The sequence below is a fragment of the Actinoplanes campanulatus genome, assembly GCF_014647795.1.
In the GTDB taxonomy this organism is placed as follows: Bacteria; Actinomycetota; Actinomycetes; order Mycobacteriales; family Micromonosporaceae; genus Actinoplanes; species Actinoplanes campanulatus.
On the sequence record NZ_BMPW01000004.1, the window covers coordinates 190,666 to 211,884 of the forward strand.

General features: G+C 73.0%; 21 protein-coding genes. 8 read left to right on the plus strand and 13 right to left on the minus strand.

Features of this window, described 5'->3' with window-relative positions:
• Positions 1-44: 44 nt before the first annotated feature.
• A complete protein-coding gene (locus IEZ13_RS09670) occupies positions 45-2,825 on the plus strand; it encodes a hypothetical protein (protein ID WP_183220425.1) in 2,781 nt (926 codons plus the stop codon).
• Positions 2,826-2,853: 28 nt separating this feature from the next.
• Here IEZ13_RS09670 and IEZ13_RS09675 read toward each other — a convergent pair whose 3' ends face one another.
• Positions 2,854-4,131 carry an MFS transporter gene (locus IEZ13_RS09675; RefSeq protein WP_229794579.1) on the minus strand — a complete coding sequence of 426 codons (1,278 nt, stop codon included), beginning with the start codon at positions 4,129-4,131 and terminating at the stop codon, positions 2,854-2,856.
• Between the two features lie 111 nt (positions 4,132-4,242).
• Here IEZ13_RS09675 and IEZ13_RS09680 point away from each other — a divergent pair, with 111 nt between their 5' ends.
• From IEZ13_RS09680 to IEZ13_RS09690, 3 genes are read left to right on the plus strand one after another with little or no spacing between them, the layout of a single operon-like run.
• The gene (locus IEZ13_RS09680; protein WP_183220429.1) at positions 4,243-5,505 is read left to right on the plus strand and encodes an APC family permease; all 1,263 of its coding nucleotides are present in this window, start codon (positions 4,243-4,245) and stop codon (positions 5,503-5,505) included.
• Positions 5,506-5,514: 9 nt separating this feature from the next.
• Positions 5,515-6,636 carry a sensor histidine kinase gene (locus IEZ13_RS09685; protein ID WP_183220431.1) on the plus strand — a complete coding sequence of 374 codons (1,122 nt, stop codon included), beginning with the start codon at positions 5,515-5,517 and terminating at the stop codon, positions 6,634-6,636.
• The gene (locus tag IEZ13_RS09690) at positions 6,633-7,328 is read left to right on the plus strand and encodes a response regulator transcription factor (protein ID WP_183220433.1); all 696 of its coding nucleotides are present in this window, start codon (positions 6,633-6,635) and stop codon (positions 7,326-7,328) included. The genes IEZ13_RS09685 and IEZ13_RS09690 overlap by 4 nt, the downstream gene beginning before the upstream one ends.
• Here the strand turns inward: IEZ13_RS09690 and IEZ13_RS09695 are convergent.
• From IEZ13_RS09695 to IEZ13_RS09730, 8 genes are all read right to left on the minus strand, one after another.
• On the minus strand, positions 7,279-8,304 hold the full coding sequence (locus IEZ13_RS09695; protein WP_183220435.1) for a pectin acetylesterase-family hydrolase: 1,026 nt from the start codon (positions 8,302-8,304) through the stop codon (positions 7,279-7,281). The genes IEZ13_RS09690 and IEZ13_RS09695 overlap by 50 nt on opposite strands.
• Before the next feature lie 43 nt (positions 8,305-8,347).
• Positions 8,348-8,671, minus strand: coding sequence for a DUF6223 family protein (locus tag IEZ13_RS09700; protein WP_183220437.1), 324 nt, complete (start codon positions 8,669-8,671; stop codon positions 8,348-8,350).
• Between the two features lie 135 nt (positions 8,672-8,806).
• The gene (locus tag IEZ13_RS09705; RefSeq protein WP_183220439.1) at positions 8,807-9,961 is read right to left on the minus strand and encodes an McrC family protein; all 1,155 of its coding nucleotides are present in this window, start codon (positions 9,959-9,961) and stop codon (positions 8,807-8,809) included.
• Positions 9,958-12,111: an McrB family protein gene (locus tag IEZ13_RS09710; RefSeq protein WP_183220441.1), complete on the minus strand. Its 2,154-nt coding sequence runs from the start codon at positions 12,109-12,111 to the stop codon at positions 9,958-9,960. Before IEZ13_RS09710 ends, IEZ13_RS09705 begins: the two co-directional genes overlap by 4 nt.
• 33 nt (positions 12,112-12,144) lie before the next feature.
• Positions 12,145-12,576, minus strand: a complete 432-nt coding sequence (locus IEZ13_RS09715; protein ID WP_183220443.1) for a hypothetical protein — start codon at positions 12,574-12,576, stop codon at positions 12,145-12,147.
• Between the two features lie 16 nt (positions 12,577-12,592).
• The gene (locus IEZ13_RS09720) at positions 12,593-13,180 is read right to left on the minus strand and encodes a TetR/AcrR family transcriptional regulator (protein WP_183220444.1); all 588 of its coding nucleotides are present in this window, start codon (positions 13,178-13,180) and stop codon (positions 12,593-12,595) included.
• Positions 13,181-13,198: 18 nt separating this feature from the next.
• Positions 13,199-14,074, minus strand: a complete 876-nt coding sequence (locus tag IEZ13_RS09725; RefSeq protein ID WP_183220445.1) for an oxidoreductase — start codon at positions 14,072-14,074, stop codon at positions 13,199-13,201.
• A gap of 146 nt (positions 14,075-14,220) precedes the next feature.
• Positions 14,221-15,444: a vanadium-dependent haloperoxidase gene (locus tag IEZ13_RS09730; protein WP_183220446.1), complete on the minus strand. Its 1,224-nt coding sequence runs from the start codon at positions 15,442-15,444 to the stop codon at positions 14,221-14,223.
• Between the two features lie 247 nt (positions 15,445-15,691).
• On the opposite strand from IEZ13_RS09730, the gene IEZ13_RS09735 reads away from it, so the two are divergent.
• Positions 15,692-15,982 (plus strand): hypothetical protein, encoded by a 291-nt coding sequence (locus tag IEZ13_RS09735; protein ID WP_203833754.1) that lies wholly within the window; start codon positions 15,692-15,694, stop codon positions 15,980-15,982.
• Here the strand turns inward: IEZ13_RS09735 and IEZ13_RS09740 are convergent.
• The 4 genes from IEZ13_RS09740 to IEZ13_RS09755 all read right to left on the minus strand — a co-directional run bounded on the left by IEZ13_RS09740 (position 15,952) and on the right by IEZ13_RS09755 (position 18,418).
• A complete protein-coding gene (locus IEZ13_RS09740; RefSeq protein ID WP_372441855.1) occupies positions 15,952-16,281 on the minus strand; it encodes a PCC domain-containing protein in 330 nt (109 codons plus the stop codon). The genes IEZ13_RS09735 and IEZ13_RS09740 overlap by 31 nt on opposite strands.
• On the minus strand, positions 16,271-16,609 hold the full coding sequence (locus tag IEZ13_RS09745; protein ID WP_183220448.1) for a hypothetical protein: 339 nt from the start codon (positions 16,607-16,609) through the stop codon (positions 16,271-16,273). The genes IEZ13_RS09740 and IEZ13_RS09745 overlap by 11 nt, the downstream gene beginning before the upstream one ends.
• Before the next feature lie 129 nt (positions 16,610-16,738).
• Entirely contained in the window at positions 16,739-17,224 is a 486-nt protein-coding gene (locus IEZ13_RS09750; protein WP_183220449.1) for a DUF4240 domain-containing protein, read from the minus strand.
• Positions 17,225-17,536: 312 nt separating this feature from the next.
• On the minus strand, positions 17,537-18,418 hold the full coding sequence (locus IEZ13_RS09755; RefSeq protein WP_183220450.1) for an EamA family transporter: 882 nt from the start codon (positions 18,416-18,418) through the stop codon (positions 17,537-17,539).
• Positions 18,419-18,487: 69 nt separating this feature from the next.
• On the opposite strand from IEZ13_RS09755, the gene IEZ13_RS09760 reads away from it, so the two are divergent.
• The 3 genes from IEZ13_RS09760 to IEZ13_RS09770 all read left to right on the plus strand — a co-directional run bounded on the left by IEZ13_RS09760 (position 18,488) and on the right by IEZ13_RS09770 (position 21,117).
• Positions 18,488-19,342: a LysR family transcriptional regulator gene (locus IEZ13_RS09760; protein ID WP_183220452.1), complete on the plus strand. Its 855-nt coding sequence runs from the start codon at positions 18,488-18,490 to the stop codon at positions 19,340-19,342.
• 96 nt (positions 19,343-19,438) lie between these two features.
• Entirely contained in the window at positions 19,439-20,605 is a 1,167-nt protein-coding gene (locus tag IEZ13_RS09765) for a helix-turn-helix domain-containing protein (protein WP_183220454.1), read from the plus strand.
• A 44-nt stretch (positions 20,606-20,649) separates the two neighbouring features.
• Positions 20,650-21,117 (plus strand): ATP-binding protein, encoded by a 468-nt coding sequence (locus IEZ13_RS09770; protein WP_183220456.1) that lies wholly within the window; start codon positions 20,650-20,652, stop codon positions 21,115-21,117.
• The last annotated feature ends 102 nt before the right edge of the window (positions 21,118-21,219 follow it).

Here is a 21,219-nt window from a genome sequence, read left to right on the forward strand (position 1 = left end):
CGATCACGGTTCCGGAACTCCGGAAGGGCTGCGACGATGAGCCGGTGACCGACGATCCGGAGCACGACGAGCGCTGGGCCGGGGAACTGCTGCGCCAGGGCATCGAGGACAAGGACGTCGAGGCGGTGCGCCAGTCGGGCGCGCTTCTGGTCGAACTGCGGGACACCACCTCGCTGGCCGATCCGCGACAGCCGCACTGGACCCGGCGGCTCCTGGAGGTCTGCCGAACCGCCTATCAGATGACCGGTGACCCCGCCTACGGCCAGATCGCCCTGCACCTCGACCGCCAGATTCGTGCCGCGACCAGGGTGGCCGGTGACGAGCGGCTCCAGCGGCTCACCACCGCGGCGCACACCCTCCTGCGCCGGTACGACGAGGGCGGATCCGTGGTGGACCTGGAATCCGCCGTCGAGTCCGCCACCCAGGCGCTCTCCGACGAGGACCATCCCGGCCGGGCGGAGCTCCTGCACACCCTCGGCGTCGCGCTGCACCGCCGTTTCACCCACCGCGGGGACCTGGCCGACCTGCGGAAGTCCGTCGAAACGTTGACCGCGGCGGTCGCGGCGGTGCCCGGGGGCAACCCGGACGAGACCCGGTTCGGCGTGAGCCTGCGAGCCGCCACGCGCGAGCTGCACGGCCACGATCCGTCGCAACCACCCGAACCGGCCACGCGACGGCCGGCCGCCGACGACCCGCCGGAGCCGCCGGCCACCGCGGCGACCGGCGCCGTGGCCCTGCTGGAGCGGGCAGACCGGACCGGGGACGCCGAGGCGCTGGCCGCCGCCATCGAGTTGCTGGAAGTGTCGGACGAGCCCGGCGACCTGACCAACCTCGGCATCGCCCTGCGGATGCGGTTCGAGCACACCGGAGACCCCGCCGATCTGGACGCGGCGGTGGACACCGGGCACCGGGCCGTCGACCGGATGCCGGCGGACGACCCGATGAGGTACGTCGCGTTCGCCATGTACGGCGCCGCGCTCGGCGCCCGCTACGAGCACACCGGCTCGGGCGCCGACCTGGTCGCGGCCGTCGACGCCGGACGGCAGGCGGCGCAGATGCTCGACGAGGAGGACCCCGCCCACACCAGCATCCTGTTCGGCCACGTCCGGACCATCCAGACACAGCGCCCCGGCGGATACACCAGCCCGCCGTCCACCGGCCGGATGCTGCCGCCCCTGCCCGATCCCGCCGCCGAGTCCGAACGACGGGTCCGCACCGCCGTCGACCTGCTCACCCGGGCCCAGGCCATCGGCGACGTGGCCGTTCTCGAACCCGCCGCCGAACTGGCCCGCACCGCGGACAATCCGCACATGCTCAGCGCCGTCCTGCACACCAGGCACCGGATGGCCGGCGACCCCGCGGACCTGACGGAGCTCGTCGACGTCACCCGGAGCCTGGTGGCCGGGCTGGATCCCGGCGATCCGAACGCCGCGGGCCGGCACACCAACCTCGCGGGCGCCCTGTACAACCTGTTCGAGGCCGGTGGCGACCCGGCGGTCCTGGACGAGGCGGTCGCCGCCGCCCGCCGCGGCGTGGAACTGGGCGACGGCAGCGGCCAGTTACCCGCGCTTCGGCACAATCTGGTCAACATGCTCTACCAGCGCTACCGGCGCGGCCGGTCCGGCGCCGACCGGGACGAGGCTCTCGCCACCGCGACGGGCGCCGTCGCCGATCCCGCGCACCGCACCTGCGATTCTTGCCTGGAGTTCCTTGCGAGCCTGTACTTCGACCGTTTCGAGGATTCCTGGGATCCGGCCGATCTGGACCGGCTCGTGATCGCGCTCGGCGACCGGTTGCGTGGCGTCGAAGAACTGTCCGAGGAGGACCGGGCGCGTACCACCCTCAACCTGGTCGCCGCCCTGCGGATGCGCTACCAGCGCCGGGGCGCGCTGTCCGACCTGACCACCGCTCTCGACCTGCTGCGGGACCCCGGCGCCGACCATGAACACCGGGCCATGTACCTGGTGGAGACCGCGATCCTGTGGCGCCTGCGCCTGGAGGCGGGTGACGTTCCCGACCTGGATCGGCTGGACGCGGCGGTGCGGGACCTGCGGGAGGCGTTGCGGTCCTTCCCGCCCGGCTCGGCGCGGTGGGAGGGCACGCTCGCCACGCTCGGGCTCATGCTGATGCGGCGCTTCGAGTACAGCGGGGTCCGCGGTGATCTCGACGCGGCGGTGACCGCTTTCGACGCGGCCGCCCGGGTCGGCGCGCTGCCCGGCAGCCACTTCGGGCGGGCGCTCGTGCTGATGGCCCGGCACCGGGCGGGCCACGACCCGGCCGACCTCGACGCGGCGATCACGGCCGGGCGCCAGGCCGTCGCCCTGCTGCCGGACGGGCATCCGGAGCGGACCTCGGCGCTGTGCAACCTGGCGGTCAGCCTGAACCGGCGGGGCATCGACGGGGATCGTGCCGCGGCGCTGGCGGCCTGGGAGGCCGCGGCGTCGGCATCGACCGGGCTCACCTGGGCGCGGCTGCGCAGCGTGTACGGATGGGCCACCTGCCTCGCGGAGCGTGACGGACCGGCGGCGGCCGTGGACGTCTACGCCCTCGGCGTCGACCTGCTCGGACTGCTGGCGTGGCCCGGGATGGCCCGCGGCGACCAGCAGCACCTGCTGGAACAGGAGGAGTCCGGGCTCGCCCGGGACGCGGCCGCCACCGCTGTGGACGGAAGTGACCCCGGCCGGGCGACCGAATTCCTCGACGACGGGCGAGGGCTGCTCTGGGCCCAGGCGCTGCGGCTGCGTACCCAACTGGATCTTCTGCATCGTGTGCGGCCGGAGCTGGCGACGGCGCTGGCCCGGACGCGGGCCGCTCTGGAAGGCTGACCTCGTCAGCCGCAGTCGAGGCCCAGCGCTATTCGGCCGCGTCGCGTCTCGCCGAGGCCTCCGCTCCCTCCCGTGCCCCATCGGCGACCGCCGGGCCCGGATTCGCGACGGCGGCCGGTGTGCGCCTCGACCTGAGGACCGCTGGACCGAAACCGATCAGCGCGGCCGCCAGCGCGAGCCCGGCCGCGACGGCCGGCGTGACATAGCCCTCGCGCGCGCCCGCCGTCTCCACCGCCCAGCCGCCGATCGACGCGCCCGCTGAGACACCGATCAGCAGGCCGGTCACGGTCAGGGTCATACCCTCGTTGATCCGCGCCGGCGGCACCAGCTCGTGCACCAGGGTCATGCTCGTGATCATCGTGGGGGCGGTGGCCAGCCCGGCGACGAACAGCACCGCGGCCAGCGCCCACAGATTCCCGGCGAGCAGCACCGGCTGGATCAGCACGGCCATCGCCGCGACACACATCAGGAACCGGGCGGCCGCCGCGCCGCGAACCCGCAGCGTCCCGAACGCCAGCCCGGCCACCGCCGACCCGCCGGCGAACAGTCCCAGGATCACACCGGCCGCCGACGGGTGGCCGAGCGATTCCGCGTACGCCACGGTGACCACCTCGACGCTGCCGAAGACCGCGCCGGTGAACAGGAACGTCACCACGATCTCCGGCACGCCCCGCTGCCGCAGCGGCGACCGGCCGCGTTCCCGCACGCCGTGCACCGCGGGCTCGGTGCGCCGTTGCGCCGCCAGCGCCACCGAACCGGTCACGAACAGCACGATCGTCACGGTCAGGCCGGCCTGCGGCGCCACCGCCGTGCACAGGAGGGCGGCGATCACCGGACCGGTCATGAAACACAGCTCGTCGATGGTCTGCTCCAGCGCGTTCGCGGTGTGCAGCAGATCCGGCCGGTCCCGGTGGAGGGCCACCCATCTGGCCCGGACCATCGCGCCGACGTTCGGGTTCGCGGCCGCCACGATGTTCGCGGCGAACAGCGTCCACGCCGGGGCGCCGGCGCCGGCGCAGATCACCAGGGCCGCCGCGCCGGACGCGGAGAACAGGGCGGTCGGCACCACCACGCGGGACTGCCCGTACCGGTCCACCCACCGGGCGATCCACGGCGCGAGCAGGGCGGTCACCGCCAGGCCCGCGGCCGAGACCGAGCCGGCCAGGGCGTACGAGTCCCGCAGCGACGCCACCATGATCACGACGCTGACCCCGAACATCGAGATCGCCATCCGGGCCGGCAGCGCGGCGAGAGTGAAGGCGGCCGCGCCCGGAACAGCGAACAGGCGGCGGTACGACGAGAACAAGTGATCCCCCTCCAACGGTCCGGGCCCGCCGATGCTCGCCGCTGTCCGCCGGGGTGTCATCCGAATTTCCGCCTAGGATGAGTCAAATCGATTTGATGGAATGGGGATCTGATGTCCGGCACCCTGGCACGACGGCTGGGCACGAGGGACGCCGTCGTCATCGGCCTCGGCTCGATGATCGGCGCCGGCGTCTTCGCGGCCTTCGGTCCCGCCGCCCGCGCCGCCGGCAACGGCCTGCTGATCGGCCTGGTTCTGGCCGCGTTCATCGCCTACTGCAACGCCACCGCCTCCGCGCAACTCGCGGCCGTCCACCCCACCTCCGGAGGCACCTATGTGTACGGGCGGGAGCGTCTCGGGCACTGGTGGGGCTTCACGGCGGGCTGGGGTTTCGTCGTCGGCAAGACCGCGTCGTGTGCGGCGATGGCGCTGACCGTCGCCACCTACGCGATCCCGGGGCCGTGGTGGTCCCAGCGGGCGTTCGCGGTCGCGTGCGTGGCCGGGATGGCCGCCCTCAACTATCGCGGCGTCACCCGTACCGCCCTGATGACCCGCGTCCTGGTCGCCGCCAGCCTCACCGCGCTGGCCGTGGTCGTCGGCGGGATCGCGGTGGGCGGCCAGGCCACGGTCACCAACCTGGGCGACTGGCGGCATGCCGGCGCCTACGGCGTCCTCCAGTCGGCCGGACTGCTCTTCTTCGCCTTCGCTGGGTTCGCCCGCATCGCCACCATGGGGGAGGAGGTCCGCGACCCGGCCCGCACCATTCCCCGCGCCATCCCGCTCGCCCTGTTCCTGGCCGTGGCGGTGTACGCGGTCGTCGGCGTCGCCGCCCTGCTCGCCGCCGGTCCCGCACGCCTGGCCGCGTCGAGCGCCCCGCTGGTCACCGCGGTCGAGGCGGCCGGCGTGGGCTACCTGACCCCGGTGGTCCGCGCCGGCGCGGTACTGGCCTCCCTCGGCGCCCTGCTCGCGCTGATCGCGGGCATCGGGCGTACCGGTCTGGCCATGGCGCGAAACCGTGACCTGCCCACCTGGCTGGCCGCCGTCCATCCCCGATTCCGGGTCCCGCACCACGCCGAGATCGCCCTCGCGGTCGTGGTCTGCGCCCTGGTCGCGACGGTCGACCTGCGCGGCGTGATCGGCTTCTCGTCGTTCGGCGTCCTCGTCTACTACGCCATCGCCAACGGGTCGGCCTTCACCCAGCCCGCCGCCGAACGCCGCTGGCCCCGCTGGCTCAACGCCGTCGGGGTGGCCGGCTGCCTCACCCTGGTCGCCACCCTGCCCCGGCAGTCGGTGCTGGCCGGAATCCTGATGTTCACCATCGGTCTGGCCGGCCGCGCCGCCGTCCTGGCGGTCCGTTCGGGCACACGGCTGGGCTAGGCTCGGCTCATGGCGGGGTTGCGGGGCCGGCGGACCGACGCCGTCCTGGTGCCCGTGGTGGCCTTCATCGGCGTCGCGGGGCTGGTCGTGCAGTCGGGCGGACTCGGCACCGCCGCTGAGTTCGCGGCGCTCCTCGCCGTACTCATCTCGTCGGGTCTTCTGTTCCTCCGTCGCCGTTTCCCGGTCGTCGTGGGGGTCGTCGCGCTGGCCGCGGTCACGGCCTACGGGTTCCTGCTCCAGCAGCCGGGCCCGATCATGCTGGTCTTCGTCGTGGCGCTCTACACCGTCGTGGACGAGGGGCATCTCGCCGTCGCCATCGGGCTGGGCGTCGCGTCGGTGCTGGCCTTCGCGGCCGCCGACAGTCTCACCCGGACCGGCGTGTCCGGAAACGGCGCCACCTTCCTGCACGCCGGCTGGCTGGTCGCGGTCATCGCCGGCGTGACCCGCAATCGCCGGGCCTATCTGGCCGAGGTGGAGGCGCGCACGGCCGCCGCCGAGCTGCGGGCCGCCGAGCAGGCTCGGCACCGGTCCACCGAGGACCGGCTGCGGATCGCCCGGGAGCTGCACGACGTCCTCGGCCACCATCTGTCGCTGATCAACGTGCAGGCCGGCGCCGCCCTGCACCGGCCCGATCCGGTCCGGTCGGAGCAGGCGCTCGCCACGATCCGGGAGACCAGCCGGGAGACGCTGCGCGAGCTGCGCGCCGCGCTGAACGCGCTCCGGCAGGACGGTGAGGCGCCACTGACCCCGCCGCCCGGCCTGAACCGGCTGGGCGAGCTGACCGCTCCCGGCCTCGCGATCCGCGTCGAGGTCACCGAGACCAGGCCGCTGCCGTCCGAGGTGGATCTGGCCGCCTACCGGATCGTCCAGGAGGCGGTCACCAACGTGACGAGACATGCGGCCGCGAAGGAGGCGGTCGTCCGGATCCGGCCGGACGGGCCCGACGTCCTGGTGGAGATCGACGACGACGGCCTCGGCCCGCGCGGGGACGCCGGCCCGGGAAACGGGATCCTCGGGATGCGGGAGCGGGCGCGGGCGCTCGGCGGAACGCTTGCCACCGGCCCGCGGCCCGGTGGCGGGTTCCGGGTCAGCGCACGCCTTCCGCTGAGCCCCGACCGGGTGCCGTCATGATCAGGATTCTGCTGGCGGACGACCAGACGCTCGTCCGGGCCGGTTTCCGGTCGATCCTCGACGGAGAGGACGGCCTGGAGGTGGTGGGCGAGGCCGGTGACGGGGCCGAGGCCGTCCGCCTGGCGCGGGAGCTGCGGCCGGACGTGGTGCTCATGGACATCCGGATGCCGCGGCTGGACGGGCTGGCCGCCACCCGGGAGATCACCGGCGCCCGGGTGATCATGCTGACCACGTTCGACCTGGACGAGTACGTCTACGGGGCACTGCGCGCCGGCGCGAGCGGCTTTCTGGTCAAGGACACCGAACCGGCCGAGCTGATCCACGCCGTCCGGGTCGTCGCCCGCGGGGACGCCCTGATCGCGCCGGCCGTCACCCGCCGCCTGATCGCCGAGTTCACGGCCCGCGCCACCCACCCGGAGCCGGGGCCGAGGCTGAGCGCGCTCACCGGGCGGGAGCGCGAGGTGATGGCCCTGGTGGCGGCCGGCCTGTCGAACGACGAGATCGCCGCCCACCTGGTGCTCAGCCCGGCCACCGCGAAGACCCACGTCAGCCGGATCATGACCAAGACGGGCGTGCGGGACCGGGCCCAGCTGGTGATCCTGGCGTACGAATCGGGTCTGATCGTCCCGGGCTGGCTGGCGTCTACGGACCGCACTCCGAGCAGTGGACGTCCGCCGGCGGCCCCTCGGTGACCAGCTCGCCGAGCCAGTCGACGAACCTGACGCCGTTCACCTCGATCTCGTAGAACTTCTCGAACTCGAACAGCCCGTGGTCCGCCCCGGGCGCCGTGTAGCTGTGCAGGGTCACGCCGGCCGCCTCGATCGCCGCCTCGTTGCGGTCGATCGTCTCCAGCAGGCTGCCGCTCGCCCACGGGGTCAGCTCCACCGCCGCGGACGGGTCGTAGGCGAAGTCGAACCGGGACAGCACCAGCTCCGGGTGCCGCTTTCCGGCCTCGATCCAGAACCCGGGAACACCGGCCGCCGGCACCGGGCCGACGCCCCAGCGGTCCCGCAGGATCCGGGCGCTGAAGTCGGCGTTGTCCGGCCAGGCGCCGGACTGGGCGCCGAACACGGTGACCTTCGCCTTCGGCAGCCGGTCCGCGATGAGCCCGCCGTAGTACGGGGCGGCCACCGAGCCCGCCGTCTTGCCGATGAGGATCACCTGCTCGGCGCCCGGATAGTTCGCCGCGAGGTAGTCCATGGCCGCGGTGCCGTTGGCGAGGCCGTGGTGCTCGACGGTCAGCCCCGGCGCGTACTCCTGGGTCCGGTCTCCCAGGTGGGCGTCGCCGGTGCAGGAGCTGACGTACAGGAACGAGTGCTCGGCGAACGGGTTGCCGTCGTGGGTGAGGTCGAACATGCCCTCCCGGTTCGACGGCTCGACGCCGCTGATGCTCCAGTCGTAGAAGTCGTTCTCCCCACGGTCACCGGTGAACTCGCACATCGTGGCGTCCCAGCAGACGCCGGCGCCGTTCAGGAAGACGACGACCCTGGCCGTGTCGGCCCGCCGTTCCCAGAACGCGAACCGGCTGCCGTCGGCGCAGTGGCAGTCGCCCGCCGGCACGACCTTCGTCCACTCCATGGTCTGCGATGTGTCCTCGAAGTTGCATGCGGCCGTCGGCAGCGCCAGCAGGGCGGCCGCCAGCGCCGCCACGAAACGCGGAATCCTCATGGCGGGAAGCATCGGGGGCGACAGGTTTCCGCCCGGTCAACGCCTACACGCCGACCCGCCGCGAGCGGGCCAGGGCCAGGGCACCGACCACGAGGCCCACCACGCCGACCGCGATCGCCACATACGCTCCGCCGCGCCCGTTGCCGGTGCCGATGCCGCTGTCCGACGTGGCCGCCACGAACCCGCCGCCCACCAGCGCGACCAGGGCCGCGGCCAGCGCGAACAGGGCGGGACCGCGGGCCGGGCGGGCCAGGGCACGGCCGCCGGCGATCACCGCGGCCAGCCCGGCGACGGCGGCCACACTGGCGACGATCCGGCCGCTGCTCATCGTGTACACCCCGGCGGCCAGCACCTCTTGAACACCCATCACGTTCCCCTTCCACGAAACCGATACCGGGGAGCGTAGGAACGCAGAGGGTCACGGATCGTCAGGCCGGAGTTGGGACCTGGTGTACCACCACGGAGGTAGGGCGCGCGGACGGCGTACCCCCGTGGTTGTCCTCTAGGCGGGAACCGCCTGGTCGGCGAGAATGCGGACCTGGGCCAGCAGATCGCCGGGCGGGGCGGTCAGGTCGAGCGGCCGGCGGATGATCTCGATCCCGGTGTTCCGGACCGGCAGCGGGCCGGATGCGGCGCCCTGCGCGTAGACCAGCCAGCCGCGGGTCAGGCCGAGCGCCGTGCAATAGGCCAGCATTTGGTAGGCGTCCTCGTTCGGATAGGACATTTTGTACTTGGCGTCGAACACCGCGACCGGCCGCCCGCCGGCCAGATGCACCACGTCCGGCTTGATCAGGATCTTGCGCGAGGTGTCCAGATGGGTGTGGTATTGCCCGGCGGTGTGCCCCGGCCGGCCGGCCAGAGCCTCCCGCAACGCCGTGGTCAGGAAATCCTCGAACACCCGCGCCATGTCCACCACGAAGGCCGCCATGCTCTGACCGCCCGGGCCCGGCTCGGCGCTGTGCTGCCGCAGCACCAGGGCGGCCAGCCGCAGCGCCGGCAGATAGCGGGCGTTCAGGCGGGACGGCCGCCACTCCGGCGGGATCGCGCCGTGCGGCAGCACCGCCACCCCGTCGAGGCGCGCGTCCAGATGGCCGAGCCTGGCCCGCGCCGACTCGGGCAGCCGCGGCACCGCGCGCATCCGCCGCAGCGCCGTCCGCAGGATCCGGTTCTCGGCGATGTCCGGCGAATACTCGTCGTAGCGGACCTCGACCGGCAGCGGCAGCCCGGCCCGGTGCGAGATCTGATCGGCGAACCGGATCCGGCCACGAATCAGCGGCAGCGCCTCGTCGACCGAGACATACCCCTGCAGGACCCCGGCCGCCAGCGCCCGCTCAGCCTGCCGGGCCAGCGATTCGGCCAGCGCCGGCCACAGCTCCGTCTCCGCCTCCGCGCCGACGTCCTCCGGCCGGAACCCGGGATCACCGGCATAACCGAGCAGGAAGAGCAGCCGCGCGATGCCCACCTTGGGGTGCACTTCAACATCAAGACCATCGATGCGTACGGCGCCCGCGTACCCGTTCGGCCACAGGCGCCACCATCCACCGCCCTCCGGCCGCGGCTTCACCAGGCCGGTCGCGTCGAGCGCCGCCGCCTGATCGTCGGAGAGCTCGCAGCGGGCGCCGGTCCTGTCGAGCTCACCCAGGTCGACGCGGGTCACGGCAGTTGCGCACGGATGGCGTCGAGCCCGAACCGGTCGTGCACCTGCCGACGCGACATCCGGCCGTAGTAGTGCTCCTCCAGCAGCGGCAGCAGGTCGTGCCGCCACACCCGCTCCAGCGCCGCGTCCTTGCGCATCAGATAGGACGGCCCGATCTGGAAGTCGCGGTCCGCCTCGCCGATCGCCGCGTTGAGCGCGTCCAGCAGGACCGCCCGCTGGTCGCCCTCGGCGCCGTGCTCCTTGAGCCAGGCGGACAGCAGGCCGGACACCGGCGCCTCACCCGGATGCAGTTCGAGGAACGCGAACCGCCGCCGGATCGCCGCGTCGACCATGGCGATCGACCGGTCCGCGGTGTTCATCGTGCCGATGATGAACACGTTCGGCGGCAGGTTGAACGCCTCCGACGGCGAGTACTGGAGAAGGACCGCCTCGTCCCGGTACTCCAGCAGGAAGTACAGCTCGCCGAAGATCTTCGCGAGGTTGCCGCGGTTGATCTCGTCGATGATCAGCACGTAGGGGCGGCCGGGATTGTCCCGCGCCTCGGCGGCGATCGCCCGCAGCGGGCCGGGAGTCTTGGCGAAGGCCACCGACCCGGCCGCCCCCTCGGCGGGCCGGAAACCCTCGAAGAAGTCCTCGTACGAGTACGACGGATGGAACTGCACGAGCCGGACGGCGTCCCGTTCGGCGATGTGGTTGGCGACGGCCCGGGCCAGGAAGGTCTTGCCGGTGCCGGGCGGCCCGTGCAGGATCACCTGCCGCCGGTCCCACAGCAGGTCGACCAGTTCCTGTAGCCAGAACCGGTCGAGGAACAGTCCGTCCGCCAGGCCGGCGGTCACCGGGGGCAGGCCGAGCAGGGCGGGACGGGCGGCCACCGGCTGCGGCTCGTCGACCGGCTCGCTGGAGTCCATCAGCGCGGACAGCGCGTCCAGGGAGCCGGTCAGGTCGACAACCGTGCCCTGTTTGTCCAGCTCGGCGGGGAGCGGAGCGGGCAGCGACCCGATCGGGACGGGCGGCGTGGTGAGCCAGCCGACCGAGCGGCGCAGCTGGGCGTCGTCGTACTCGGCATCGCCGTCGACGACACCGAGGTACAGCTGATCGTCCACCAGGGTGACGACGATGTCGTCGCTGTCCATCCGGGACAGGACCGCGTGGAACTCGCTGACCAGGGCCACCTGCCGGGCGTAGTCGAGGTGCTGGTACCCGGCCTCGACGGCGGCCCGGACGTCCGGAACCGGGGCACCCGCCGGGATCCCGCCGAGGTGCGTGGCGGCCAGCGAGACGAACGAGTGCTCCCGCCACCGCGCGGCCAGCTCCGCCCCGCCCGGGCGCGGCCGGACCAGCCAGGCCCGGCGCTCACCGGGCGGCCGGGTGATGTTGCGCCACTGCGCGACGAACGGCGGCCGGTAGTAGTCGACGGGCTGCCCGGACTCCCGTTGCAGGCGCACGGTGATGTCGAAGAGCTCCCGGTCCAGGTCACCGCCGGCGGGGGCGCCCGGCTTGAAGAAGACGTTCCTGATCGCCTTCCGGTGAGCGGTGTTCAGGATCGGCAGGAAGTGGTCCGGATAGGCGAGGTAGAGCAGCGACGCCCGCAGCGACGGCATGATCCGGTAGTGATCGACGGCGGCCTGCCAGGCCCACGCCCCGGACAGGGCCTCCCGCCGCTCCGGCTCCGGGCGCTGGAACCAGCCGCACAGCACGTCGACCGCGTCGGCGAGCCACCGCCACAGCATGGTGTGGGCGCCGGTGCCGCCGTTCCAGGAGCCCTGGTCGAAGGCCGGCCGCACGTGCGCGGGGACGACGACCGGCCGATCCATCCAGCCGAGCACCGTGGTCACGCGCTGCTGGAGGGTGCCGCCGGACAGGTTCGACAGCGGCAGCCCGTGGAGCGTCAGCAGCTCGGCGAGCAGCTGTTTCGCGTCATCGGACGCCTCCTCCAGCTGCCGGGACAGTTTGACCAGGAAGGTGTCGGAACCGAGGTCGGGCCGCTCGTTGTAGCAGCGCCGCAACTCCAGGGCGGTCTCCAGGCGCCACACCGCCCGGTCCGGGGTGAACAGGGACGTCCCGTCCCGGAAACCTCGTTCGATCAGTTCCCGCCCCGCCTGGCGGACACGCTCGTCCTGACGGGCGGGAATGATGACGTCGTCGCTCACGCCGGCTATTCCATCACGGCCGCCCGGCCCGCTTCACGCGCCGTAGAGGTGGCCCCGGACCAGGTCGTCCTTCTCCAGGATGGTGTCGACGATCTTCCAGAACTCGGCGATCCGCGGGTGGGCGAGCCCGTCCGTGCGGCTCAGCTTCCGCCCGAACATCGGGTCGTCGGGCGCGGCCGAACCCCCGTCGACGAGCGTCGCGGCCGGTGTGGTCTGGCCCTCGACCGGGCCGACCCGGCAGCCGAACGTGATGTGGTCGTCGGTGCGGCCCTCACCCCAGGTGCCGAGGATCGCGTCGATCCACGCCTCGTGCACCCCGTTGTGGTGGTAGCAGCTGGCGAAGTAGACGGCCACCGCGTCGTTCTCGTCGTGGACGAACGCCCACGTCCGGTCGGCGGTGCTGTCGCAGCACTGGCAGACGAACTGTCCGCCGTTGCGGCTGTTCTCGTCGATCACAAGAGTCACGGGCGCCACCCTACGCTCACCAGGGCGACCCCAGCAGCGGGCGGACGATGTCGTCGACCAGGTGGACCACCCAGGCGTCGTCCAGCGGCAGGCCGGTGAGCAGCAGCCGGTGCCACAGCATCGCCTTGCACACCTCGACGACGACCCCGGTGTCCGGGGCGGCCGGCAGATCGCCGCGGCGGACGGCACGGTCGAGGACGATCTCCGCCTCGGCCGTGCCGGTCGCCAGGACGTGCTCGTGCAGCAGCCGGCCCAGCGACGGGTCGGCCCGGATCGCCGACAGCAGGGCCAGCACGTACGGGTGCTTGCGCTCGTACACCCGGCAGAACATGGTCAGGCCCGCGATCAGGTCACCGCGCAGCGTTCCGGTGTCCGCCAGCGCCGGGTGCTCCCGCATCATCCCGTGCAGGGCGGCGGTGACCATGTCGGGTTTGCCGGCCCAGCGACGGTAGATGGTCGCCTTGCTGGCCCGGGCCCGGCGGGCCACCTCGTCGATGGACATCCGGTCGTAGCCGACCTCGGTCAGCAGCTCCCGGATCGCGTCGAGGATGGCCTGCTCACGCGCCGGATCCAGACGGTGCTGGGCGGCGGGGGACTGGGGCAAACCGCCCTCCAAGACGGATCAATGCTGGACGAACGTACCGTACCGTACGCCGGTCAGCTCCTCGGAGATCGTCCACAGGCGGCGGGCGGTCTCCTCGTCGAGCCCCTGCTCCGCGACCTCCAGCCGGGCCGGCTTCCCGCGCCGCTCGCCGGGACCGTCCGGGCCGTAGAGTTCGCCCCCGCGCACGTCCGTGGCGATCGCGGCGTGCACCAGCGGAAGCGCGCCGTCCTCCGCCGACTGCGCCCCCACCCGGGCCGCGGCGATCAGCAAGGACCGAAACCTGTTTCCGGTACGGGCGAGATCGGTGTGCGCGACCCCAGGGTGAGCGAGCACGCTGGTCAGCGGAGTCCGGCGGCCCAGCTCCAGGGCGAACAGCACGTTGGCGAGCTTGGACTGACAGTAGGCGCGGAACTTGCCGTAGCGGCGTTCGCTCATCAGGTCGTCGAGGGCGATCCGGCCACGCCGGTGCAGGCCGCTCGTCACGGTCACCACCCGGGACCCCTCGGTGGTGAGCAGGGCGGGCAGCAGCAGGCCGGTCAGCGCGAAGTGCCCGAGATGGTTGACGCCGAGCTGCCGCTCGAAACCGTCGGTGGTCACCGAGCGGGGCAGCGCCATCACGCCGGCGTTGTTGATCAAGAGATCGAGACCATCGTACGCGTCATGGAATCTCTCGCTGAACCGCCGGACCGAGGCCAGATCGCCCAGATCGAGCTCCCACCAGGCCGTTTCCGGGCTGTGCCCGGCCGCCTCGGAGCGAATGCGCTCGGCCGCCGCCTCGCCCCGCCGCCGGTCGCGGGACGCGATCAGCACGCCCGTCCCGCGCCGCGCCAGACCGAGCGCCGTGTGATAGCCGATGCCGCCGGCCGCGCCGGTGACCACCGCGATTCCCGCCATGCCCGCACCCTCCTCGATAGCCGCTGTACGAAACGGTACCGTACACCTCGCGGCCATCCTTCGACCACCCGGCGGCGACCGCCATGCAGTGACCGGAATCAGGCGGGCACCCGCCCGAGATGCACGACGGCCGGACTGTCATCCGGTCATCGTGCCCGCAGGCTCGTGGCCAGCACCTCACGGGCCACCGCCCGGCCGATCTCCAGCCCGGCCCGGTTGCTGAAATCGAAGTGCAGGCCACCGAGGACCCGCGACCGTCCCGCCTCGGCGGCCGCCGCCGAGAAGCCCGGGTACGAGCGAGCGGCCCCACCCGGCGCCGAATCGGTGGCGTGGGAGAACGCGATCCGGTCGGTGTGGAAGAAACCGGCCAGCACCGTGGCGCCCGCCCCGCTGTACGAGCTGTGGCCCGACACGTACTCCGGGGAACTGCCCACACTGCCGGCCCGCGACACCCAGGCCGGATCCGGGGCGGTCGCCGACTCGTGGATCGCGGTGGTCGGCCGCCAATGCCGGTACGTGTACTTCGTCCCCACGGTCGCCACCGTCGTGTCCGCCAGCGCCATCGAGATCAGCGCGCCCAGGCGCACCTCATCGGCGAGACCGAGATCCCGCTCGGCCGCGACCGTCGACGCGATGCGCAACCACTCACCCGGCGGTTGGCTCGTCCCCGCCGGCAGCGACCAGAACTGGTAGGTGGCCAGCGACTCGGGCGCCGGAATCCGGCCGTCACCGACCACCGCGACCTCGGCGAACGCGGACGCGTAGGCAGCGCTGTCCAACGCCGGTGGCGGTCCCGGCACATACCGCCCGGGATTCGCCACCGCGAACGGCCGCACGTTGCGGTACTGCACGCCGGACCAGGCCGCCCGGAACACGCCCGCCCCGGACCCGGCCGCCTGCGACTCCACCGGCGTCGACCCGTCATCGGCACGCGCCGCCACGACCGCCTCGCCGACATGCCGTCCCCAGGCCGCCCCGTCGTTCACCCCGTGGCGCAGACTCCCCAGGTCGGCGGCGAGCTCGCCGTCGTAGGCCGCCGTCCGCGCCGGATCCGTCCGGGTCAGCACCGCGTGCGCCGCCGCCGCGGCGGCCGCCTGCCGATTCGCGTGCCGCGGCCCGTGACCGCCGATGAGCGCCGGCTCCCGCCGGCCGCCGATCCCGTTGACCGCATCGAACATCGCCACGTTCACCAGCGCGTACAGTCGCGCCGCGTCGGCGTCCGTCGCCCGCGCGGCCCGGACCGCGTCGAGCGCCAGCCCGTTCCAGGAGGCGACCACATCGATGTCCGGCTCCGCGCTCTGCGCCGCCGTGGGCGTGCCGGCCCCGGCTCCCACGAGCCCCACCAGGACGCTGATCAGTAGTTTTCGCATGGCTCTCGCCTCCCGTCGCTCAGCGTCCTCCACAAAGGAATCGCCGAACGTCCATGTGTAAGAGACCCGACTCGCTCCTGATAGAGTCCGGATAGTCGTTCGGACCCGCCTTGGCCCGAGCCGAGATCTCATCTCCGCCAGGCGATCGGGCCCCGTCCCTCCCCGACTTCGAGTGCCCGTGGCAGGTCCGGGCCGCGTCTTTCATTCGCGTCGAGGGACAGTCGTCCGGCGGCGACGAAGGACTCCCATGTCGTCCGCCGCGTCCGGCTACCGCACCCTCCTGCGCCTTCCCGGCGCCGCCGCCTTCTTCCTGGCCGCCGCGATCGGCCGGGTCGGCATCGGCATGACGGGCCTCAGCCTGATCTGGCTGGTACACGCCCGCACCGGCTCCTACGGCGCCGCCGGCCTGGCCGCCGCCGGATTCACCCTCGCCGAGGCGCTCATCGGCCCCTTCGCGCCGGCTCCGATGGCCGCCGTCATCCTCCTCCTGCTGGCCGTGACCGTCCGTCACCGCTCGGCGCGCAGTGGACTCACATAGGCCCGGACGAAGAAGTCACGCACGGTCGCCCGATGCAGATGACCGGCGACCAGGATGTCCTCCCCGGCGAGAGTGACGTGCAGGTGCACCCCGCCGTCGACCACCTCGCCGGTGCCGGTCAGCTCGAACGGCTGGTCATAGTCGCGCAGCCGGTCGATCATGGGGTCCTCCCGGTGCATGACGCTGACCGTCGCCGTCTGGACCGCCCCGATGAGCGTGATCGAGGCCGCTGTGACGCCCCGCTCGCTGACGGCCGCCTGGATGGTCCCCACGACCTCCTCGCCGCCGTCAACGGTCACCAGAAACATGGTCTGCTCCAGTCCTCGGCCGGGTCGGGAAGAGGGTGAGCTGCTCGGTGTGCGGGAAGGCCGCCAGCTCGTCGGCGCCCTGTTTGCGCAGGCAGCGGCGGCAGGTCACCGCAGCCGCGGTGGGCCGCAGCGCGGCCAGCTCGCCCCCGCTGACCCCGACGTGGCAGAGCGGGGCCGGCACCTCCAGCTCGCCGAGCCAGCGAACGGTGGCGACGGCGTGGACCGCGCTGCCGCCACGCACGAACGCGTTGCGGCCGGCGAAGTCCGCGACGGCGCGGGCGACGACGGCGGCGAGCAGATCCCCAGCTGATGGCGTCACGCCGTCATTCTGCCCGTCCGGTATGACAGAAACCGCCGCCCGCCCGGCTCACCGCCGGCTGCCCGGAAAGATCAAATCCCGACCGGATCCGGTACGCCGTCCGCGAACCGTCCGTGGCGGATGCCCCGATCACCGCTCCCTCCGGCGGGGAAGCAACCGGGCCACACCGAGCAGCACGCGCCAGAGCAGCGGTGGACGGGAACCGGACCATCCGTCCCCGTTGCTGCCGGTCTCGTAGGAGACGGGCGACTCATGCACCCACGGCGACCCGGTGCCGCGTTCGTAGGCCTCCGAAGCGACCGAGAGCAGCAACTCCGCCTCCCACTTCGCGAACCGCCGCAACTGCTTCGGGTCGTCGAGAACGGCCTGGTAGACGGCTTGTCCGGAGGCCACAGCCCGGCACCGAACGTAGAGGAACCAGTCGCCCCGAGCCCGCGCGGCCCGGGCATGAGCCTGGGTGTCCAGGGCGTGGAGCAGATACGCCAGGTGATCCTCGAACGCGATGATGTCGGCGACCGGCCGGGTGGCGAGCCGCTCGGTCAGCGCCTTGAACTCGTCGTCCTCGGGCGCCGGCCCCATGCTTTCGATCAGTTTCCAGAATTCCGCGAGCTCCATGATCAAGATGATGGCAGCCACTGCCCATCCACACGCCACCAGCAGCCATGACATCCCGCCGCCAGGCTGCCCGGTCGGCGCACACGCGGAACTCAGCGTGCTTCCTTGCGGGGCTTGTCGCCCGGGTGGCGCCGCACGTCATGGCTTCCGTGCGACCTCGCCCGTGTTGCGGGGTCTGAACACCTGCACGCCCCGTCTCGGATACGCCTGAATGGCGCGGCTCGGGTGGGATCACGAGCGCACACCCCGATTCGTGCCGCCCAGCGTCGTGCCGGGCGCCGAGTAGGAGAGCGGGGCGAGGCTCTCTGGACGTCAGTCGGGTAGGAGGGCGGGGCTGGTCTCGGAAGCGAGAGCGGGCCGGGAGCCAGGCCGGGCAGTGGGCTGGGAGGTACGGACCGCGCCGACGCTCGCGGCGATCACCAGGGCTACGGCGACCAGTTCGAGGGCGGACAGGCGCTGCCCGAGGACGGTCCAGCCGGCCAGTACGGCCAGCGCCGGGCCGAGGCTCATCAGCACCGCGAAGGTCGAGGTCGGCAGGCGGCGCAGGGCGCGAAGCTCCAGCGTGTACGGCAGAACCGACGACATCAGCGCCACCACCGTGCCCAAACCGAGGGTGACCGGCTCCAGCAGGTGGGGCCGGGCGCCCAGCGGCAGGCTGAGCAGCGCCGCCGCGCCCATCGCCAGGGCCAGCCCGTCGGCTTTCGGGAAACGCCGGCCGGCACGGGCACTGAACACGATGTACCCGGCCCACATCACGCCCGCACCCAGCGCGAACGCCGCCCCGGCCGGGTCGAGCCGGTCGAAGCCCTGACAGCCGAGCAGGGCCACCCCGGCCAGCGCCAGACCCGCCCACAGCCAGCTCGCCCGGCGCCGGGCGGCGACCACCGACAGGGTGAGCGGGCCGAGCACCTCGAGGGTCACCGCCGGCCCCAGTGGGATCCGGTCGATCGCCTGGTAGAACAGCGTGTTCATGCCGGCCAGCGCGATCCCGAAACCGGCGGCCACCGCCCAGTCGCCCCGGCTGTGCCCGCGCAGGCGGGGACGGCACACCACCAGCAGCAGCACGGCGGCGATCAGCAGCCGCAACGTGACCACCCCGGCCGCCCCGGCCCGGGGGAACAGCAGCGCGGCGACCGCCGACCCGAACTGCACCGACATCGCCCCGCCCAGCACGAGGCCCACTCCCGCCCTCATGACGCTGACGTTATGCGCCCGCCCGGCGGCCCGGAAATGCTGATCGAGCAGTGGTTATGCTTCCTGGTTATGACCGCCGAGTTACGGCATCTCCGCGCCTTCCTCGCGATCGCCGCCGAGGGCAGCATCACCCGCGCCGCGTCCCGGCTGCACCTCACCCAGCCCGCGCTGTCCCGCACGTTGCGCCAGTTGGAGGAGCATCTCGGGGTCGGGCTCGTCGACCGCTCCACCCATCACCTGGAACTCACCCCGGCCGGGGAGGCCTTCCGGGCGCGGGCGGCCGCGGCGGTCGCCGCCGTCGACGAGGCCCTCGACCCGGCGCGCGCCGGAACGTGGCCGCTACGACTCGGTCATGCCTGGTCGGCTCTCGGCGAACACACCACCACCCTCCTCCGTGCCTGGCAGCAGACGCATCCACACATCCCGCTGCGGTTGTTGCGGGTCGACGACCGCACCGCCGGGCTGGCCCAGGGCCGAACCGACGCCGCGGTGCTGCGCGACCCCGGCGAGACGCCCGGCATCCACACCGAACTGCTGACCACCGAAGAGCGGGTGGCCGCCGTCCCGGCCGACAGCGACCTGGCCCGCTGCCTCAGCCTGACGCTGACCGACCTGGCCGGCTGGGCCATCGCGATCAACACGGTCACCGGCACCACCAGCCTCGACCTGTGGCCACCGGCCACGACCCCGGCCGTCACGGTCGAGGTGGCCAACACCGACGACTGGCTGGCTGCCATCTCGGCCGGCCGCACCGCCGGGGTCACCAGCACCGCGACCGCGGCCATGCATCCCCACCCGGCGGTCACCTACCTCCCGCTGACCGGCGCGCGCCCGATCGAACTGCACCTCGCCTGGCGCGAACCACCGACCCATCCGGCCGTCCCCGCCCTGGCCACGCTGCTGCGCGATCTGCTGCGGCGCTGAGCGGGCGCACGCACTGTCCGCCGGGCCGCGGCCCGGTGGCTGTCTGCTCAGGGGTGGCCGGCCAGGGCACCGCGCCGCCGGTCGATCGGGGATGCCGTGAACAGTGACCATGCCGGGGCCAGGCTGCGCCGCTGGCGTCTGCGCCGGGGCCTCACCCAGCGAGTGCTCGCCGAGCTGGCCGGTTTCAGTCAGGGCTACGTCGCCCAGATCGAGAGCGGCCTGGCGCCCCTGGAACGACGGGCCACCCGCGAGGCGCTGGCCCAGGCTCTGCAGATCTCGGTCGGTGAGCTGACCGGCCGCCCCGGCGAGGAACATCCCGGTTCCCCGGTGAGCGCCGAGGCGATCGAGCGACTGCGATCGGGCGTCATCGCCATGGCGGTCCCCGAGGTCACGGCCGGTGACGAGGGCGGCGACGTCGACACGACAGTGCTGGACCGGTACTTCGAGGCGTGCCGGTACGACCTGCTGGTTCCCGCGCTGGCCGAGATGCTCACTGTCCTCGCCGCGCGGTCGCGGACCGTCACCGGCCGGGCGAAGCGGCTGCATCGGCGCCGCATCGTGGAGGTCTGTCACAGCACCGTCTGCACCGGCGTCCAACTGGGTCATCCGGATCTCACCCTGGCGGTCGCCGGAGTGGGCATGCGCGCCGCGGAGGAACTCGGCGAGCCGGAGTACCTGGGCCTGGCCGGCTACGCCCGCATCCGGGCGGTTTCCGCCGCCCCGGGCGCCGGCCGGGTCGCCGACGACGGCATCGACCGGCTCTCCCCGTACGTCGGCGCCGATCCCGCGGCCGCCAGCGCCTACGGCATGCATCACCTGATCAGCGCCGAGATGGCGGCCCGCTCCGGCCGTTCCGCGGTGGCGCGGGCCCACCTCGACGAGGCCGCCGCGGTCGCCGCGCACACCGGGGAGCGGCGCGACCGGTTCAACTTCGGCCCGACCAACGTGGGGATGTGGCGTCTCGCCGTCCTGGTGGCACTGGGGGAGGGCCGGGCCGCACCGTGGGACTTCTGCCCGGAGGCGGTGTCCTCGGCGCATCGCCGGTCCTCGTACTTCATCGATCTCTGCCGGGCCCTGCTCCAGGGCCGGGGGAGGGAGGACGAGGCGGCCGGCGCCCTGTACCGCGCCGAGACGATCGCGCCGCAGCAGGTGGCCACGTCCGCCGGCGCCCGCGAAGCCCTGCGCCTTCTGCTGTCGCGTCCCCGGTTCGGCCGGGACAGCCGTCTGCGAGGGCTCGCCGGCCGGGCCGGAATCCGCGATTGATTGCACTAATCCTCCCGGCCGCCGGGCGGGCTTACCGTTCCCGCATGATTCAGATTCCGAGCGGAACACCAGGGGAGCCGCCGTACCGCACGGTGGCGTTGGCGCCGGACCCGGACGCCGCGAGCCTGGCCCGCACCCTGGTCGCCGACGCGTGCATGGTCTGGCAACTGCCCGGCCTGCTGCATCCGGCCCGGCGGGTGATGTCCGAACTGGTCCTCAACGCCGTCGAGCACGCCGCCACCGCCCTCGTCGTCACGGTCACCCGCCACGGCGACGGCCTGCACCTCGCGGTCTCCGACGGCGACCCGCGCCTGCCCCGCCTCCGCATGATGGCCCGCGTCCGCCGCGGCGTCCCCCTCGACGAACGCGGCCGCGGCCTCCAGTTGGTCCAGGCCGCCGCCACCCGCTGGGGCGCCGACCGCACCGCCACCGGCAAGACCGTCTGGGCCGTCCTTCTCCCCAAACCCGCGCGGCAACCCCGGCCGACGATCGGCGCCATGCCCGTGCCATGACAACCCCCACAACCCATTCCCGGTACGGCCACGAGCACCCGATCACGGAGCCACCCGGACAGCGGCTGGCGGGCCGTCATCGCTGAGCGCGAGCCGAGTGGT

Excerpts from the sequence above, each read along its gene's own strand:
- IEZ13_RS09730 (WP_183220446.1), bottom strand. The coding sequence starts at position 15,444 with ATGCGAAAACTACTGATCAGCGTCCTGGTGGGGCTCGTGGGAGCCGGG.
- IEZ13_RS09735 (WP_203833754.1), top strand. The coding sequence starts at position 15,692 with ATGTCGTCCGCCGCGTCCGGCTACCGCACCCTCCTGCGCCTTCCCGGC.
- IEZ13_RS09770 (WP_183220456.1), top strand. The coding sequence starts at position 20,650 with ATGATTCAGATTCCGAGCGGAACACCAGGGGAGCCGCCGTACCGCACG.
- IEZ13_RS09690 (WP_183220433.1), top strand. The coding sequence starts at position 6,633 with ATGATCAGGATTCTGCTGGCGGACGACCAGACGCTCGTCCGGGCCGGT.
- IEZ13_RS09755 (WP_183220450.1), bottom strand. The coding sequence starts at position 18,418 with ATGAGGGCGGGAGTGGGCCTCGTGCTGGGCGGGGCGATGTCGGTGCAG.
- IEZ13_RS09685 (WP_183220431.1), top strand. The coding sequence starts at position 5,515 with ATGGCGGGGTTGCGGGGCCGGCGGACCGACGCCGTCCTGGTGCCCGTG.
- IEZ13_RS09695 (WP_183220435.1), bottom strand. The coding sequence starts at position 8,304 with ATGAGGATTCCGCGTTTCGTGGCGGCGCTGGCGGCCGCCCTGCTGGCG.
- IEZ13_RS09750 (WP_183220449.1), bottom strand. The coding sequence starts at position 17,224 with ATGGAGCTCGCGGAATTCTGGAAACTGATCGAAAGCATGGGGCCGGCG.
- IEZ13_RS09725 (WP_183220445.1), bottom strand. The coding sequence starts at position 14,074 with ATGGCGGGAATCGCGGTGGTCACCGGCGCGGCCGGCGGCATCGGCTAT.
- IEZ13_RS09760 (WP_183220452.1), top strand. The coding sequence starts at position 18,488 with ATGACCGCCGAGTTACGGCATCTCCGCGCCTTCCTCGCGATCGCCGCC.
- IEZ13_RS09680 (WP_183220429.1), top strand. The coding sequence starts at position 4,243 with ATGTCCGGCACCCTGGCACGACGGCTGGGCACGAGGGACGCCGTCGTC.
- IEZ13_RS09700 (WP_183220437.1), bottom strand. The coding sequence starts at position 8,671 with ATGGGTGTTCAAGAGGTGCTGGCCGCCGGGGTGTACACGATGAGCAGC.